Here is a 14,999-nt window from a genome sequence, read left to right as displayed (position 1 = left end):
CGGTTCGTCGGCGGGGGCCGATCCGGGAGCGGCGGGACGGCCGAGCGGGTCAGGAACGGCGGCGCCTGCCCTGGTAGCGGGTCCCGGTCCGGACACGGCGCGCGGGCGCCAGGGGCGTGGCGAGCAGCAGGGCCAGGAGGACGGCGGCCAACAGGATCGACGGAGCCGTCGACGGGCGCAGGTCGGTGTGATCGGCGGCCACCTCGGTCTCCTCCGCGCCGTCCTCGGTCGGGGTGACCATCGGCAGGTCGGCGAGGTCCTCGCCGCCGGGGGAGAGGTCGGGCAGGTCCGCCACGCCGCTGGGGATGGTCGGAACGTCGCCGTCGGTGGTCGGCGGTGAGCTCACACCGGGACGTGGGGTGCTGGGCGAGGACGTGTTCCGCGAGGTCGGGGTGGGGTCCGGACGCCGGTCGCCGCCGGAGCCACCGGTCGACTCCTCCGACCCGTCGTCGGTGGGTGCGGGGCTGGGACTCTCCGTGGCACTGGGGCTCGGACTCGGCGTGGGCCTGGGGTTCGGCGTGGGGCTGGGGCTCGGTGTCGGGCTCGGCGTGGGGCTGGGGCTCGGCGTGGGGCTGGGGCTCGGCGTGGGGCTGGGGGACGGAGAGGGAGAGGGGGACGCGGTCGGGTCCGGGCTCGGGGAGGGGCTCGGTGTCGGGCGGGGGTCGAGCACGGTGATCGACCACGCTCCGGTGACGACGCTGGTGGCCGTGCCGGGCTCGGCGCACCCGGCCTGGTCGTCGGGGCGGGCGTAGGTGAGGGTGGCGACGACGTCGACCGACTCCTTGGGGGTGCCGTTGACCTCGCCCACCGGGGCCTTCCCGCCGGGGGCCAGACGCCGCGGCTCGAACCCGTCGACACGGAAGCCGGTGACGTCGGTGGACAGGTTGACCAGGCAGACGGCGAGGTCGCCCGTGTTGGTGGCGGTCACGGTGTTGGTCGGCGCGTCCGAGCCGAGTTCCATCTCACTGTCGCTGAGGTGGAACACGACGGAGACCGAGGGGGTGCCGACGCCGGGCTCCTCGGAGGGGGAGGGATCGGCGTAGGCCGGAGCCATCACGGCGACGAGGCTGGACCCGACGAAGGTGGTGCCGAGCGCGATGCTCAGACCTCGGGGGTGCGCGGTGAGCGGGGATCTCGCGGTGGGGGTGGACATCGGTGCGATTCACTCCTCAGTGGCGCGCCGGAACGGTGGGACGCTCCCGGTCCGGGGAGTGGCACCGCGCCAGCCCTCACCCGACTCGGGTCGCCCCACGAATCCTAAGCCGTGCGAGCCCGGAAGACGAGTGTCCCGGGTGCCCGAATTCACACCGATGGTGACGGTGGGTGACCGTGTCCGCTGTGGGTCTCCGCTTCGCTTCGGCCCGTCCGCCGCCCGCCACCACCCTCGACGGGGGCCTGCGGCGCGGTTTCTCCTTCGGCCGCGCCTGTCGCCCGTTCCTCGCCACGCGGCTCACCCCGTCGTGCGGAACCCCGCCGGCGCCCGAACGGCGCCCCCCGGGGCGGCCGTCCGGAAGAACGGTCCCCGGGCGCGGCGGTGACCGGGACCCGCGTCGGTCCCGGTCGCGCCGACCGTGTCCGCCGAGCGGCTCTCCCGCCTGCGGCGCCCGCCCTACTTCTTCCCGCTGTTCTCCGGGGTCCGGGCGGCGGGCAGCGACTCCGCGGCCTCGTTCTGTCCGGGTGCGGTCTTGGCGACCGGGTCCGGGACGAAGCGGTAACCCACGTTGCGCACCGTGCCGATGAGCGACTCGTACTCCGAGCCGAGCTTGGCGCGCAGGCGTCGCACGTGGACGTCGATGGTGCGGGTGCCGCCGAAGTAGTCGTAACCCCACACCTCCTGGAGCAGCTGTGCCCGCGTGAACACGCGGCCGGGGTGCTGGGCCAGGAACTTGAGGAGTTCGAACTCCTTGAAGGTCAGGTCCAGGATGCGGCCCCGCAGCCGGGCGATGTAGGTCGCCTCGTCGATCACCAGGTCACCGCGGCGGATCTCGTCCGGGTCGTCGGAGCCGGCGTCGGCCGAGCCCACGGCCAGTCGGAGCCGCGCCTCGACCTCGGCGGGTCCCGCGGTGGTCAGGATGAAGTCGTCGACCTGCCAGTCCGGGGTCAGCGCCGCGACGCCGCCCTCGGTCAGGACGACCAGCAGCGGGCAGTCCAGCCCCGTGGTGTCGAGCAGGCGGCAGAAGTTCCGGGCGGCTGCCAGGTCGGTTCGCGCGTCGACCAGAATGGCGTCGACGGGAGCACTGGAGCTTCCGTTACCACCACCGGAGGCCAGGAGCGCGCCGGCCTCCGCGGGCGCCACCCGCACCGAGTGCAGGAGGAGTCCGAGAGCGGGCAGCACGTGGTCGGACGGTTCGTTCGAGTTCGTCAGTAGCAGCAGATGGCTCATGCGTCTCTTCTCGTCAACCCCGCGCGATGCGGACGAACGAAGGCGCCTTTGCCCCCGGTGAAGATTTGTCGAATACGTCGCCTCCGAGCAACACCAAGGATAATCAACAGATGGCGAAGTGCACTATCAGGTACTGGGCCGCGGCCAAGGAAGCGGCCGGAACGGCCGAGGAACACGTCGAGGCGGGCACGCTCGAGGAGGCCCTGGCGGCGGCGTGTCGGCTGCACCCAGACGACCGCTTCCAGCGTGTTCTGGGGGCTTCGTCGCTCCTGGTCGACGAACAGCCGGTCGGTCGGCGGGCGCACGGCGAGGTCGCCGTCACGGACGGCACTGTGATCGAGGTCCTACCGCCGTTCGCGGGCGGGTGAGGTCGTCGAAAACGGTGCGGAACACGGAGGAGACATGGACGAAACACCGGAATGGGCGCGGCGCGCGCGCGTCGTCGTTCTCGGCAAGCCGGAATGCCACCTGTGCGAGGAGGCGTGGGCGGTCGTCGAGCGGGTCACCGACGACCTCGGAGCGACCCGGGCCGAGGTGCGGCTCGACGAGGTGGGCGGGGCCGAGCGCGAGGAGTACTGGGACAAGATTCCGGTGACCTTCGTGGACGGGCGCCGACACGACTTCTGGCGGGTCTCGGAGGGCCGACTGCGCTCCGCGCTGCGCGCGTGAACCGTCCCCGAGGGGTGGAGGTCGACGAAGGCGGTGAATCCCTCCGCGCTGCGCGCGTGAGCCGTTCCCGCGCCGATCGGTGAGAGAACGGGTGCGACTTTCCGGGAGAATACGGGCAGGAGGCACAAATCTTCCCATCGGATTCTCCGTGGACGTCTGGAATGGGGGGTCTCGGCCATACCGGTTCCGAGGCCGCGGGAGCTTTTCTCCGAAGAGGGCGGGGAGGGGGCGCGCGACGCGGAGTCCGCCTCCCCGTACCACCGCCCTCCGCCGTGACCTCCGGTGAGGGAACTCGGTGGAGACCCCGTTCCTCCCCGCGGCGTCCGCGTCCGCGGCGGATGGGAACTTATGAAACCCGCGTCACAGGCCACCCCACTTTGTGCGCGCTTTCACAAGCGCGTAATCTGTGGGGCACAGACCAGTCGGGGAAGGACGACGCACCGGCCCCCACGGCGCGCCGCTCACGGCCCACACCCCGTCCGCACCACAGCCGCTCAGGAGCGCCCGCCTGTGACCAGTCGTCCACCTCGACCCCGGGACAGGGGAATCCCCGAAGCCACCGTCGCCCGACTGCCGGTCTACCTCCGCGCGCTCCAGGCGCTCCAGGACCGCGGGATCCTCACCGTCTCCTCCGAGGCGCTCGCCACGGCCGCCGGTGTGAACTCCGCCAAACTCCGCAAGGACCTGTCCCATCTCGGGTCGTACGGGACGCGCGGTGTGGGGTACGAGGTCGAGTACCTCGTGTACCAGATATCGCGTGAGCTTGGTCTCACCCAGGACTGGGCCGTGGCCATCGTCGGCATCGGCAACCTGGGGCGCGCACTGGCCAACTACGGGGGCTTCGGGTCGCGCGGGTTCCGCATCGCGGCCCTGCTCGACGCCGACCCCGGGGTGGTCGGGCAGAGCGTGGCGTCCATCCAGGTGCGGCATATTGACAGCCTGGAGGAGGTTGTGCGCTCCAGGGGCGTGTCCATCGGGGTCATCGCGACACCGGCGGCGTCCGCCCAGGGCGTGGCGAGCCGGTTCGTCGAGGCCGGGGTGACCAGCATCCTCAACTTCGCGCCAGTGGTGCTCAATGTGCCGGACGGGGTCGATGTGCGTAAGGTCGACTTGTCCATCGAACTCCAGATCCTGGCCTTCCACGCGCAGCGCAGGGCCGACGGCGACGGCCGCGACGCGCGGGCGGCGGGACTGGAACTGACGTGAGACCGACACCAAGGCCGTGAGGCCTGCATGAGCGGCGGCGATGAGCGAGCGTGCGCCGCGTCTCGGGAGGGTCCGCACACAGGACGGCGCCCCGTGCCCGAGGATGGAGAGAAGCTGTGTAGGCCCGCAGAGGACGCATGGGAGAGATCGGATGAGTGTCCTGGCCGTGGGGTTGAGCCACCGGAGTTCTCCGGTGGCGCTGCTCGAACGCGTCGCACTGAACGGGGAGACGCGGACCCGGGTGGTCGGCGACATGCTCGGCTCCGACTCCGTGAACGAGGTCATGGTGGTCTCCACCTGCAACCGCACGGAGGTCTACGCCGACGTCGCGACCTTCCACGGCGGGGTCGCGGCCATCACCGAACTCCTCTCCTGGCACACCGGCGTCCCGCTCGGCGAACTCTCCGAGCACCTGTACGTGCACTACGAGGACCGCGCCGTCCAGCACCTCTTCTCCGTCACCTGCGGCCTGGACTCCATGGTCGTCGGCGAGGGCCAGATCCTCGGCCAGGTCCGCGACGCCCTCAAGGAGGGCCAGGAGCACGCCACCGTCGGCCGGGTGCTCAACGACCTCGGCCAGCGCGCCCTGCGCGTGGGCAAGCGCGCCCACACCGAGACCCACCTCGACCACGCCGGAGCCGACATGGTCAGCTTCGGACTCACCGAGGCCCTGCGCCACCTCGGCGCGACCGCGGCGGAACCCGCCGAGGTCACCGTCGACCGCACCACCCCCGCCGAGGGCGCCGTCGCCCCCGCGGGCTGCCCCATGTCCGGCGCCACCGCCGCCCCCGCGGAACCCGGCACCGCCTCCGACGCCGAGGTCGCCCGGCCCGCCCCCGCGTCGCTGGCCGGTGTCCGCGTCCTCGTCCTCGGCGCGGGCTCCATGAGCGCCCTGTCCGCCAACACCGTCGCCCGCCAGGGCGCCAGCCGCGTGGTGGTCGCCAACCGCACCCACGAGCGCGCCGCCCGCCTCGCCGAGTGCCTCACCGAGGCCTACGACACCGTCGACGCCCACGCGGTGCCCTTCGACGAGGCCGCCGCCGCCCTCACCGACGTCGACCTGGTCATCTCCTGCACCGGAGCCCAGGGGCTCGTGCTCGCCGCCGACGCCGTCGCCCCGGCCGCCGAGGGGCGCGACAGACCCCTGGTCTTCCTCGACCTCGCCCTGCCGCGCGACATCGACCCCGCCGTCCGGGACCTGCCCGGGGCACGCCTGGTCGACATCGAGGACCTGCGCCAGGCGGCCGCCGGCGGGACCGGCGGCGACACCGACCGCTCCGGCTCCCTCACCCTCGTCCGGGGGATCGTGGAGGAGGAGGTCGCCGAGTTCGGCGCCGTCCGCCGCGCCAACCAGGTGACCCCGACCGTGGTCGCCCTGCGCGCCCAGGCGCAGGACGTCGTCGAGGCCGAGCTGACCCGCCTGCACGGCCGCCTGCCCGACGACCTCGGCCCCAAGGCGCGCGAGGAGATCACCCGCGCCATGCGCCGGGTCGCCGACAAGCTCCTGCACCGGCCCACCGTGCGCGTCAAGGAGCTGGCCAAGGCGCCGGACGGTGAGTCCTACGAGGCGGCCCTCAGAGAACTGTTCGACCTCGATCCCCAGGCCCCCGGGGCGCTCGCCACGCCCACGGGCCCGACCCACGCGGAGCGCTCCGCACAGGAGAAGGCATGACCGGTACCACCGCCAGGCTCGGCACCCGCCGCAGCACGATGGCGACCACCCAGTCCCAGATGGTCGCGGACGCGATCACCGAGCGCACCGGGCAGGCGGTCGAGCTGGTGCTCATCACCAGCTTCGGCGACGTCACCAAGGCCCAGCTGACCCAGCTCGGCGGCACCGGCGTGTTCGTCAACGCCCTGCGCGACGAACTCGGCGCCGGAAACATCGACTTCGCCGTCCACTCGCTCAAGGACCTGCCCACGGCCCCGGTGGACGGTCTCGCGCTCGTGGCCGTCCCCGAGCGCGACGACCCGCGCGACGCCCTGTGCGCCCGCGACGGCCTCAAGCTCGCCGACCTGCCGTCGGGTGCGCGCGTGGGCACCGGCTCGCCGCGCCGTGCCGCCCAGCTCGCCGCGCTCCGCCCCGACCTCGCCTTCGTTCCCATCCGCGGCAACGCCGAGACCCGCCTGGGCAAGATCGCCGCCGGTGAGGTCGACGCCGTGGTCCTGGCCTACGCCGGGCTCGGCAGGGTCGGCCGCCTCGACGACGTCACCGAGGTCTTCGAACCCGAACAGGTCCTGCCCGCGCCCGGCCAGGGCGCCCTCGCCGTCGAGTGCGCCACCGAACGCGCTGAGGGAGACCTGGCCCACCTCGCCGCCGTCGACCACGCGCCCACCCGGGCCGAGGTCGTCGCGGAGCGGACCGTGCTGGCCGAACTGGAGGCGGGGTGCGCCGCGCCGGTCGGCGCCTACGCCCAGTACGGCGACGGTCGGCTTCGGCTGCGCGCCGCCGTGGTCGCCACCGACGGCTCCGCCGCCGTGCGCCGGGAGCGGGTGATCGACCTCGACTCGCCCGAGGACCTGGCCACCGCCGCCGATCTCGGCCGGGACCTGGCACGGGAGATGATCGCCGAGGGCGCCGACGGCATCGTCGCCGCGGCCTTCACCGAGAGGGACGAGACCCAGTAGGAGCCAGCCGGCGGGACGCCCGCACGCACGGTCCCGCCGCACCGCCACAGCCCCGGACCCCGCCGCCTCCGGGGACAGGCGACCCACACACGAGGAGCCAGTACGTGAACGCCAACGCCAACCCCCAGCCCGAGGAATCGCGCACCGCAACGCGGTCCGGACACGTGGCGCTGGTCGGTTCCGGCCCCGGCAGCGCCGACCTGCTGACGCTGCGCGGCGCCGACATGCTGCGCCGCGCCGACGTGGTCATCACCCTCAACGAACCGGCCCGGGAGGAGCTCGCCGGTTTCCGCGAGGGGCTGCTCGCGCACTGCTCCGACGACGTGTCCGTGATCCAGGCCGACGAGTGCGGCGGCGACGTCAACGCCCTCGCCGTCACACGCGCCCGCGAGGGCCAGCGCGTGGTGCGCCTGTACTCCGGCGACCCCTTCTTCGGGTGCCGGGGCGGCGAACTGGTCGCCGCCTGCCACCAGGCCGGGATCGACGTCGACGTGGTCCCGGGCATCTCCGCGGTGACCTCCGTCCCGACCTTCGCGGGCATCCCCCTGCTGGGCGACGGCAACCCCGAGGTGCGCGTGCTCAACGCGCGCGACCACGGCGGCGCGGAGGTCGACTGGCACGAGGCGGCGGCGAGCGACGCCACGCTGGTCGTCCTGGGCGCCGACGCGCCGCCCGGGGAGACCACCGCGCACCAGGGGCCCGGGATCGACGTGCTGTGCAAGACCCTCATCGCGGGCGGGCGCCCGCCGACGACACCCGTGGCGGTCGTGCGCGCGGGCGGCACCACCCGGCAGACCACGGTCACCTCGACGCTCAACCGGCTGGTCGCCGAGCTCAAGGCCAAGGACGCCAAGGGCCACCACCTCACCGCCCCCGCCCTGATGATCGTCGGGGCGCCCGTGAGCCGCCAGAGTGAGCTGTCGTGGTACGAGACCCAGTCGCTGTTCGGCTGGCGCGTTCTCGTGCCGCGCACCAAGGAGCAGGCCGCCGCCCTGTCCGAGCAGCTGCGCGGCCACGGCGCCGTGCCCGAGGAGGTCCCCACGATCTCCGTGGAGCCGCCGCGCACCCCGCAGCAGATGGAGCGCGCGGTCCGGGGTCTGGTCACCGGCCGGTACCAGTGGGTGGCGTTCACCTCGGTCAACGCGGTCCGGGCGATCCGCGAGCGGCTGGAGTCCTACGGGCTCGACGCGCGCGCCTTCGCCGGGGTGAAGGTCGCCGCCGTCGGGGACGCCACGGCCAGGGCCGTGCGGGACTTCGGGATCCAGCCCGACCTGCTGCCGCCCGACGACGTGCAGTCCAGCGCCGGACTCGTGTCGGTGTGGCCGCCCTACGACGCCGAGATCGACCCCATCGAGCGGGTCCTGCTGCCGCGCGCCGACATCGCCACCGAAACCCTGTCGGCGGGGCTCACCGACCTCGGGTGGGAGGTCGACGACGTCACGGCCTACCGCACGGTGCGCGCCGCCCCGCCGCCCGCGCCGATCCGCGAGGCGATCAAGGGCGGCGGGTTCGACGCCGTGCTGTTCACCTCCTCCTCCACGGTGCGCAACCTCGTCGGCATCGCGGGCAAGCCGCACAACACGACCGTCATCGCCGTCATCGGCCCGGAGACGGAGAAGACCGCGATCGAGTTCGGTCTGCGCGTCGACGTCGTCGCGGCCAAACCCTCCGTTTCGGCCCTCGTGGAGGCGCTTTCGGAGTACGGTGCCGCCAAGCGGCGTGAGGCGATCGAGGCGGGCAAGCCCGTCCTGAAGCCGAGCCAGAAGCGCCGCGGCCGCCGCCGCAAGCTCTGAGCCGCCCACCACCGCCGACCATCCGGGAGTCCCCACATGACCCTCTCCGGCCACGACGCCGAGTTCCCCGCGGCCCGACCGCGCCGACTGCGCCGGGGCGCCGCGCTGCGCCGCCTCGTCGCGGAGACCCGCGTGCTTCCGGAGAACCTCATCCTGCCGATGTTCGTCAAGGAGGGGCTCACCGAACCGGCGCCGATCTCCTCCATGCCCGGCCAGGTGCAGCACACGCGCGACAGTCTGCGCGAGGCCGCCGTCGCCGCGGCCGAGGCGGGCGTCGGCGCCCTGATGCTCTTCGGCATCCCCGCGCACAAGGACGAGCGCGGCTCGGCGGCCGACGACCCGGACGGGATCGTGCAGGTGGCCCTGCGGGACCTGTCGGCCGAGGTCGGCGTCGACATCGTGGTCATGGCGGACCTGTGCCTGTGCGAGTACACCTCGCACGGCCACTGCGGCCCGCTGATGACCGACGGGCAGGTGGACAACGACCTGACCCTGGAGCGGTACGCGTCCATCGCGGCGGCCCAGGCCGAGGCGGGCGCCGCCGTCGTCGCGCCGAGCGGGATGATGGACGGTCAGGTCGCGGCGATCCGCGCCGGTCTCGACGGCGCCGGGCACACCGGGGTGCCGATCCTCGCCTACGCCGCCAAGTACGCGTCCGCCTTCTACGGCCCGTTCCGGGAGGCGGCCGAGGGCGCGCCCCGGTTCGGGGACCGCTCCGGCTACCAGCAGGACCCCGCCAACGCGCGCGAGGCGCTGCGCGAGGTGGCCCTGGACGTCGCCGAGGGCGCCGACATGGTGATGGTCAAACCGGGACTGGCCTACCTCGACATCGTCGCCAAGGTCGCCGAGTCCTCGCCGGTACCCGTGTCGGCCTACCAGGTCAGCGGCGAATACGCGATGATCGAGGCGGCGGCGGAGCGCGGTTGGCTCGACCGTGAGCGCGTCATCGTCGAGACGCTCACCTCCTACCGCAGGGCGGGGGCCGAGCAGATCCTCACGTACTGGGCGACCGAGGCGGCACGCCTGCTGCGGTGAGGGACCGGGCCCCTTCGTCTCCGGTCGCGGCCGCCGGGCGTCGGGTCACCAGCCACCGGCCGCGTCTGGACACGTACGACCACCGGGGGGCTCCATGGCAGGTGTGCTGTATCGACGCAGAAGGCGGCACACGACCGAGAACATGATGGAGTCCGCGCTCCGCTACGCACGGCTGGGCTGGCCGGTCGTGCGCGGGACCGCGCCCGGTGCGGACCGGGCGTGCACCTGCGACCGGATGGGCTGCCCTGACCCCGCGGCGCATCCGGTCACCATGGCGTGGGGCGTGGAGGCGAGCACCGACACCGACGCCATCCGCCGCTGGTGGACCGCCTCCCCCGACGCGAACGTGATCCTGCCGACCGGGCGGGTCTTCGACGTGTTCGACGTGCCGCGCGAGGCCGGTGTGATGGCGCTGGCGCGGATGAGCCACGCCGGTGTCCCGGCGGGGCCGGTCGCGGCGGTGGAGTCGTCGCGGTACCTGTTCTTCGTGGCGACGCGCTCGTCGGCCGACGAGGACGAGTGGTGGTCGTGCCACCTGGACTGCGTCCCCGAGACGGTGGAGGAGACCCCCGGCCTGCGGTGGCACTGCCGCGACAGCTTCGTCCTGGGCGCGCCGTCGGTGCTGCCCTCCGGCGGCCGGGTGACCTGGATCCGGGCCCCCTACGACGAGGGGGGATCGGTCCCGCTGCCGGACCCGATCGCGGTGCTCGACATCCTGTCGGACGCGAGCGAGGAGTTCGCCAGGAACGGCCGCTGACCCGACCGGAGTGGGGAGGAGGCGGGTCATGGCGTAGGTTCGTCCGGGTGAACGGAAAGACCCCTCCTCCCCCGCCCCCGTACACCCAGCCACCCCGTGCGGGGGCCGCACCACCGCCCGCTACCCCTCCTCCGCCCGCGCCCGGCGCTACGCGGCCGCCGGGGGCGCCGGACCGGCCGCGCCCCCGAGGCCGACGTCCGGCGCCGACGTGGCTCCTCACCGGTGGGGCGCTCGTCGTGCTCCTGGCCGCCGCCGGCGGCGGGTTCGTGTTCGGCGCGGTCCGGGCCGGGGCGGGCATCGCGCCGTCGTCGGAGGCGGTGCGGGAGAACCGCGCTGACGAGTCACCGGCCGTCGCGGACGGCGCCGACACGGCCGCCGAGGCGGCGGACGGCTCCGCCGGGCCCGGCGCCGTGGCCCTGGACGGCCCGACGGTGGAGGCCGAAGGCATCGCGTTCGACCTCCCCGCCGGATGGGAGCCGCTGGAGTCCCTGCCCGAGGACATGTCCATGACGAGGAACGGGCCCGAGACCGTGTACGCGCTGACCCGGACCGACGGCACGATCGTCGCCTACGCCAGCGTGACCCTCAGCGCGGCCAACAACGTGCAGCTGGACAGCGTGGACACGGCGAACGCCTACCGCGTTCTCCTCGGACGCTTCAACGAGTGGGACGAGGACGCCGCCGAGCCCTACGAGGTTCCCGGGAGCCCCGACGCCACGCGGCTCGATCTGCGGTTCTCGGCGTCGCTGGACGGTTCCATGCTGGTCGTCGACACGGGGGCGCTGAACTTCACGGTGCTGTCCCTGATAGTCAACGAGTCGAGCGCGTCCACCGAGGACGAGGTCACCACCGCCGACCTCGACGCGATCCTGGCGTCGGTGTCCGTGCCCTGAGGGGTGACGCGGGCCGGACGCCCGGCTCGGGCCCGGTCGCGCCCGTCGCCCCCCGAGGGGCAGGCGGGTGCGGTCGTGCGGGGCCGGTTCGCGCGGGGCGCCGGGCGCCGTACCCGGCGCCCCGCTCCGCTGTCTACACGCGTTCGGCGTTGACGACGATCCCGTCCTCGTCGCTGTAGAGCCACTCGCCCGGCACGAAGGTGACGTCCCCGAAGGTGACCGGGACGTCCAGCCGGCCGGCGGCGTCCTTGGCGGACTTGCGCGGGTTGGAGCCCAGGGCCTTCACCCCCAGGTCGAGCCCGCCCAGCGCGACGGTGTCGCGGACGGCGCCGTGGATCACCACCCCCGCCCAGCCGTTGGCCACGGCCGCCTCGGCGATCATGTCGCCCATCAGGGCCGAACGCAGGGAGCCGCCGCCGTCCACGACCAGCACCGCGCCGTCGCCGGGGGTGTTGAGGAGCTGCTTGACCAGGCCGTTGTCCTCATGGCACCTGACGGTGCGGATGGGACCGGAGAAACGGGCGCGGCCGCCGAACCGCCGGAACTGCGTGGAGCAGCTGCGCAGGGTGTCGCCGTGGTCGTCGATGAGGTCCGCGGTGGTGAAGTTCGTGGTCATGCCGACTCCAGTAGGTGGAGAAAGGTGTACGCCACCAAAGCTACTCACCGGTAGGTCACCGTCTTTGGTCGGGATCACCTGACTCCTTCGTCGATGTCACGCCGTGGAGGGCGCGAACCGGTCGTTGTCGATGGCAGGATGAGGGCCTTCCATTCATCCTCCCGTGGGAATCCCGTCACCTGTTGGTCGCTTTTCGGCTGTCCAGCTTTCCCCCAAGCGTTGCGGTTCTTCCCCGATCGACCCCTATGGAGAGAGATGGTCTCGGAGATCCTCGCCATCAGCGCCGGATGGTCGCGGGCCGTGGTCGGCGCGGTCGCGGAACTCGACCCCTGGGCGCAGTACGCCTTCGACGTGGGCACCGAGCTGTTCCTCGGCGTGTTCGCGCTGCTGTTCGTCGCCTCATGGTGGAGGGCGCGCTCCGTCGACGCCCGCACGGTCGGCCTGGCGCTGTTCGCCCCCGTCGCCACGGTCATCGCCTACCTGGTCAACGGTTCGCTCAAGGAGGTGGTCGAGCAGCAGCGCCCCTGCCAGGCGATGCCCGACCTACCCGCCGTCGCCGCCTGCCCGCCCGCCGGTGACTGGTCCTTCCCGAGCAACCACGCCGCCATCGCGGGCGCCTGCGCCGCCGCCCTCATCATCGCCTGGCGCCGCATCGCCGTCGTGGTCGCCGTCTTCGCGGCCGTCGAAGCGTTCTCCCGCGTCGTCGTCGGCGTCCACTACCCCCACGACGTGACCGTCGGCCTCCTCGTCGGCGCGCTCGTGGCCACGGTGGTCTCCCTCGCCCTGGCCCGCCCGTTGACCGCGCTCGTGGAACGGCTCGCGCGGATCGACCCGCTGCGCCCGCTGCTGAGCACCGAGCGGGGACCGCGCCCGGCGTCCGACGACGAGTCCCGCGACCGGACGTTGGCGGGTGTCTGAGTTCCCACCCGGCGCCGTGTGCCCGGCTCCGACCGTCGGACCCGGGCGCGCGTTTATGCCAACCCTGAGTTGGCATACTTCAGGTGCGTGGGTTTTCCACACGAGAAGCCTCGAAGCCGTCTGTTCATGAGGGGGAGGTCCGTCATGCTACTGAGTTTCCGCGTGGAGAACCACAAGTCCATCCGCGAGGAGCAGCAACTCCTCCTCACTCCGGTCTACGACGACGCCCGACCCGAGGAGGCCGACTGGGAGGCCACCACCGTCGCGGGGATCTTCGGAGCCAACGCCTCGGGCAAGTCGAACGTCCTCGACGCGCTCTCGTTCATGAGGAACACCGTCCAGTGGTCCTTCCGAGTGAACGAGCCGGGTGGGGGGATGCGGAGGCACCCCTTCGAGTTGGACTCGCACTCACGTCAGGAGCCGTCGACCTTCGTGGTGGACCTCATGCTCGACGGTGTGCGCCACATGTACGGTTTCTCCGTCGACGACGAACACGTGGCCGAGGAGTGGCTGTACGCCTACCCCAAGCGGCGTAAACGCGTGGTGTTCGAGAGGGAGGGGGCCGAGTTCGGCTTCGGGGACGGCGTGTCGTCGGACCTCCGGCAGGTCGAAGGGATCACGGCGCCCAACGTGCTCTTCCTCACCGTCGCGGCCCAGGCCAAACAGGAGGCGGTGCTGCCCGTTCACCAGTGGTTCACGAAGGACGTGGTGTTCGCGGCGGAACGGGGTCCTGAGCCGCCGAGGTGGTTGCGGGACGGTGAAGCCACGGAGGAGCACATGCGGATACTGGGTGATCTGCTGGTGTCCGCCGGTACCGGAGTCCGAAGCGTGGAGTTGCTCGAGGACGATTCCCGGGGTTCGGATTTCGTGAGGTTCCTCAAACGTCGGGTGGGAGGGGCGCTTGCCGTCGACGAGGCCCACCGGTCACGCGGGGGGGATGACGTCGTCGTCCACACGGCCACGGGTTCGGGGAAGCCCCTTGGCTACTTGCTCCCAGTCATGGATCCCTACACGAGTACAGCTGGACCGATACTCCTGTTCCACCATGAGGGTGAGGGGGACGTTCAGCCGCTCGTGTGGGGCGAGGAGTCTCTGGGCACGCGCACCCTGGCCGCCGTCGGGTTCGAGGCGCAGCGGGTCCTGGAGACCGGCGGTGTCTTCGTCATCGACGAGATCGACGCCAGCCTGCACCCCTACCTCTCGGCGCGGATCATCTCCCTCTTCCGGGACGAGCGGCACAACCCCAAGGGCGCCCAACTCGTCTTCACCAGCCACGACGCCGCCCTCCTCGGTCGGATCCGCGGCGAGGAGGTCCTCAAACGCGACCACATCTGGTTCGTGGAGAAGGGCGACGAGGGGGCGACCACCCTCTACCCGCTCAGCGACTTCAAGCCGCGCTCCGACGACAACCGGGCCCGGCGCTACCTCACCGGCCGTTACGGAGCCGTCCCGGACGTGGACGACGAACTGTTCCGGGACGCCCTGCGCAGGCGGGACGAGCGGTCAGAGACGGTCGCCACATGAGCAGGCGACGCAGACGGGAGAAGGAGACCGACCTCCGCCGCCGCCGACCCCGGCGGGAGGAGCGGGACGTCTACCTCGTCGTCTGCGAGGGGGAGACGGAGAAGCGCTACTTCGACACGATGAAGCGGCATCCGGACGTGAACCTGCACACCGTCCACGCAAAGCGGGCCAAGCACCCCCAACGCGAGGTCGTCGTGCGGAGCGCCGTCCGGGCCAGGAGCGACGAGTACACCGAGGTCTGGGCGGTCTTCGACACCGACGGGGACGACGTCTCCCACCTCGTGGCCTCGGCCGAGCGCGACGGAGTCAAGACCGCTCCCTCCACCCCCACCTTCGAGACCTGGCTGCTCCTCCACCTCCGGGACCACCGGGCGCCCCTGGTCACCGGGGGCAGGGCGGAACGGGCCCTCAAAGCGGCCCTCCGCACCTGGGACAAGGGCGGCACGCACTTCCGTGACTTCGCGCACGGCCTCAAGGACGCCTGCGAACGCGCGGAGCGGCTCCACCCCGACGGCGACCCCGGAACCCGAGTCCACCTCCTGGTCCGATCCCTCCTGCGCCCCTGAGCCCCGGCGTC

Annotated in this window: 15 protein-coding genes; 12 read left to right on the top strand and 3 right to left on the bottom strand. The window is 72.5% G+C overall.

Annotated elements, in window-relative coordinates:
- Nucleotides 1-49: 49 nt before the first annotated feature.
- Nucleotides 50-1,153 (bottom strand): hypothetical protein, encoded by a 1,104-nt coding sequence (locus tag DVR05_RS26580; protein ID WP_157982424.1) that lies wholly within the window; start codon nucleotides 1,151-1,153, stop codon nucleotides 50-52.
- 456 nt (nucleotides 1,154-1,609) lie between these two features.
- The gene (locus tag DVR05_RS10635; RefSeq protein WP_116245689.1) at nucleotides 1,610-2,383 is read right to left on the bottom strand and encodes a response regulator transcription factor; all 774 of its coding nucleotides are present in this window, start codon (nucleotides 2,381-2,383) and stop codon (nucleotides 1,610-1,612) included.
- 110 nt (nucleotides 2,384-2,493) lie between these two features.
- On the opposite strand from DVR05_RS10635, the gene DVR05_RS10630 reads away from it, so the two are divergent.
- The 9 genes from DVR05_RS10630 (at nucleotide 2,494) to DVR05_RS10590 (ending at nucleotide 11,364) form a co-directional block, all read left to right on the top strand.
- The gene (locus tag DVR05_RS10630; RefSeq protein ID WP_116245688.1) at nucleotides 2,494-2,751 is read left to right on the top strand and encodes a MoaD/ThiS family protein; all 258 of its coding nucleotides are present in this window, start codon (nucleotides 2,494-2,496) and stop codon (nucleotides 2,749-2,751) included.
- A 34-nt stretch (nucleotides 2,752-2,785) separates the two neighbouring features.
- Entirely contained in the window at nucleotides 2,786-3,052 is a 267-nt protein-coding gene (locus DVR05_RS10625; RefSeq protein WP_116245687.1) for a glutaredoxin family protein, read from the top strand.
- A 510-nt stretch (nucleotides 3,053-3,562) separates the two neighbouring features.
- Entirely contained in the window at nucleotides 3,563-4,258 is a 696-nt protein-coding gene (locus DVR05_RS10620) for a redox-sensing transcriptional repressor Rex (RefSeq protein WP_116245686.1), read from the top strand.
- Nucleotides 4,259-4,409: 151 nt separating this feature from the next.
- On the top strand, nucleotides 4,410-5,930 hold the full coding sequence (locus DVR05_RS10615; protein WP_116245685.1) for a glutamyl-tRNA reductase: 1,521 nt from the start codon (nucleotides 4,410-4,412) through the stop codon (nucleotides 5,928-5,930).
- Nucleotides 5,927-6,886, top strand: coding sequence for a hydroxymethylbilane synthase (gene hemC, locus DVR05_RS10610; protein ID WP_116245684.1), 960 nt, complete (start codon nucleotides 5,927-5,929; stop codon nucleotides 6,884-6,886). Before DVR05_RS10615 ends, hemC begins: the two co-directional genes overlap by 4 nt.
- A 104-nt stretch (nucleotides 6,887-6,990) precedes the next feature.
- On the top strand, nucleotides 6,991-8,679 hold the full coding sequence (locus tag DVR05_RS10605) for a uroporphyrinogen-III synthase (protein ID WP_116245683.1): 1,689 nt from the start codon (nucleotides 6,991-6,993) through the stop codon (nucleotides 8,677-8,679).
- Nucleotides 8,680-8,715: 36 nt separating this feature from the next.
- On the top strand, nucleotides 8,716-9,714 hold the full coding sequence (gene hemB / locus DVR05_RS10600; RefSeq protein WP_116245682.1) for a porphobilinogen synthase: 999 nt from the start codon (nucleotides 8,716-8,718) through the stop codon (nucleotides 9,712-9,714).
- A gap of 142 nt (nucleotides 9,715-9,856) precedes the next feature.
- Nucleotides 9,857-10,471: a bifunctional DNA primase/polymerase gene (locus DVR05_RS10595; RefSeq protein ID WP_198659127.1), complete on the top strand. Its 615-nt coding sequence runs from the start codon at nucleotides 9,857-9,859 to the stop codon at nucleotides 10,469-10,471.
- Between the two features lie 236 nt (nucleotides 10,472-10,707).
- Nucleotides 10,708-11,364, top strand: a complete 657-nt coding sequence (locus DVR05_RS10590) for a hypothetical protein (RefSeq protein ID WP_116245680.1) — start codon at nucleotides 10,708-10,710, stop codon at nucleotides 11,362-11,364.
- A 133-nt stretch (nucleotides 11,365-11,497) separates the two neighbouring features.
- Here the strand turns inward: DVR05_RS10590 and rraA are convergent, their stop codons facing one another.
- On the bottom strand, nucleotides 11,498-11,980 hold the full coding sequence (gene rraA, locus DVR05_RS10585; protein WP_116245679.1) for a ribonuclease E activity regulator RraA: 483 nt from the start codon (nucleotides 11,978-11,980) through the stop codon (nucleotides 11,498-11,500).
- 255 nt (nucleotides 11,981-12,235) lie between these two features.
- Here rraA and DVR05_RS10580 point away from each other — a divergent pair, with 255 nt between their 5' ends.
- The 3 genes from DVR05_RS10580 (at nucleotide 12,236) to DVR05_RS10570 (ending at nucleotide 14,988) form a co-directional block, all read left to right on the top strand.
- On the top strand, nucleotides 12,236-12,898 hold the full coding sequence (locus DVR05_RS10580) for a phosphatase PAP2 family protein (protein ID WP_116245678.1): 663 nt from the start codon (nucleotides 12,236-12,238) through the stop codon (nucleotides 12,896-12,898).
- Nucleotides 12,899-13,042: 144 nt separating this feature from the next.
- Nucleotides 13,043-14,422, top strand: coding sequence for an ATP/GTP-binding protein (locus DVR05_RS10575; RefSeq protein WP_116245677.1), 1,380 nt, complete (start codon nucleotides 13,043-13,045; stop codon nucleotides 14,420-14,422).
- Entirely contained in the window at nucleotides 14,419-14,988 is a 570-nt protein-coding gene (locus DVR05_RS10570) for an RloB family protein (RefSeq protein WP_116245676.1), read from the top strand. The genes DVR05_RS10575 and DVR05_RS10570 overlap by 4 nt, the downstream gene beginning before the upstream one ends.
- The last annotated feature ends 11 nt before the right edge of the window (nucleotides 14,989-14,999 follow it).

This window comes from Nocardiopsis sp. FIRDI 009 (assembly GCF_003386285.1).
Lineage (GTDB): Bacteria > Actinomycetota > Actinomycetes > Streptosporangiales > Streptosporangiaceae > Nocardiopsis.
The sequence above is the reverse complement of the archived record's forward strand: the minus strand, read 5'-3'. Positions and strand labels throughout refer to the sequence as shown.

What these genes read in the sequence shown, in the direction of transcription:
- DVR05_RS26580 (WP_157982424.1), bottom strand. Translation starts at nt 1,153, where the DNA reads ATGTCCACCCCCACCGCGAGATCCCCGCTCACCGCGCACCCCCGAGGT.
- DVR05_RS10635 (WP_116245689.1), bottom strand. Translation starts at nt 2,383, where the DNA reads ATGAGCCATCTGCTGCTACTGACGAACTCGAACGAACCGTCCGACCAC.
- DVR05_RS10630 (WP_116245688.1), top strand. Translation starts at nt 2,494, where the DNA reads ATGGCGAAGTGCACTATCAGGTACTGGGCCGCGGCCAAGGAAGCGGCC.
- DVR05_RS10625 (WP_116245687.1), top strand. Translation starts at nt 2,786, where the DNA reads ATGGACGAAACACCGGAATGGGCGCGGCGCGCGCGCGTCGTCGTTCTC.
- DVR05_RS10615 (WP_116245685.1), top strand. Translation starts at nt 4,410, where the DNA reads ATGAGTGTCCTGGCCGTGGGGTTGAGCCACCGGAGTTCTCCGGTGGCG.
- hemC (WP_116245684.1), top strand. Translation starts at nt 5,927, where the DNA reads ATGACCGGTACCACCGCCAGGCTCGGCACCCGCCGCAGCACGATGGCG.
- hemB (WP_116245682.1), top strand. Translation starts at nt 8,716, where the DNA reads ATGACCCTCTCCGGCCACGACGCCGAGTTCCCCGCGGCCCGACCGCGC.
- DVR05_RS10595 (WP_198659127.1), top strand. Translation starts at nt 9,857, where the DNA reads ATGATGGAGTCCGCGCTCCGCTACGCACGGCTGGGCTGGCCGGTCGTG.
- rraA (WP_116245679.1), bottom strand. Translation starts at nt 11,980, where the DNA reads ATGACCACGAACTTCACCACCGCGGACCTCATCGACGACCACGGCGAC.
- DVR05_RS10580 (WP_116245678.1), top strand. Translation starts at nt 12,236, where the DNA reads ATGGTCTCGGAGATCCTCGCCATCAGCGCCGGATGGTCGCGGGCCGTG.
- DVR05_RS10575 (WP_116245677.1), top strand. Translation starts at nt 13,043, where the DNA reads ATGCTACTGAGTTTCCGCGTGGAGAACCACAAGTCCATCCGCGAGGAG.
- DVR05_RS10570 (WP_116245676.1), top strand. Translation starts at nt 14,419, where the DNA reads ATGAGCAGGCGACGCAGACGGGAGAAGGAGACCGACCTCCGCCGCCGC.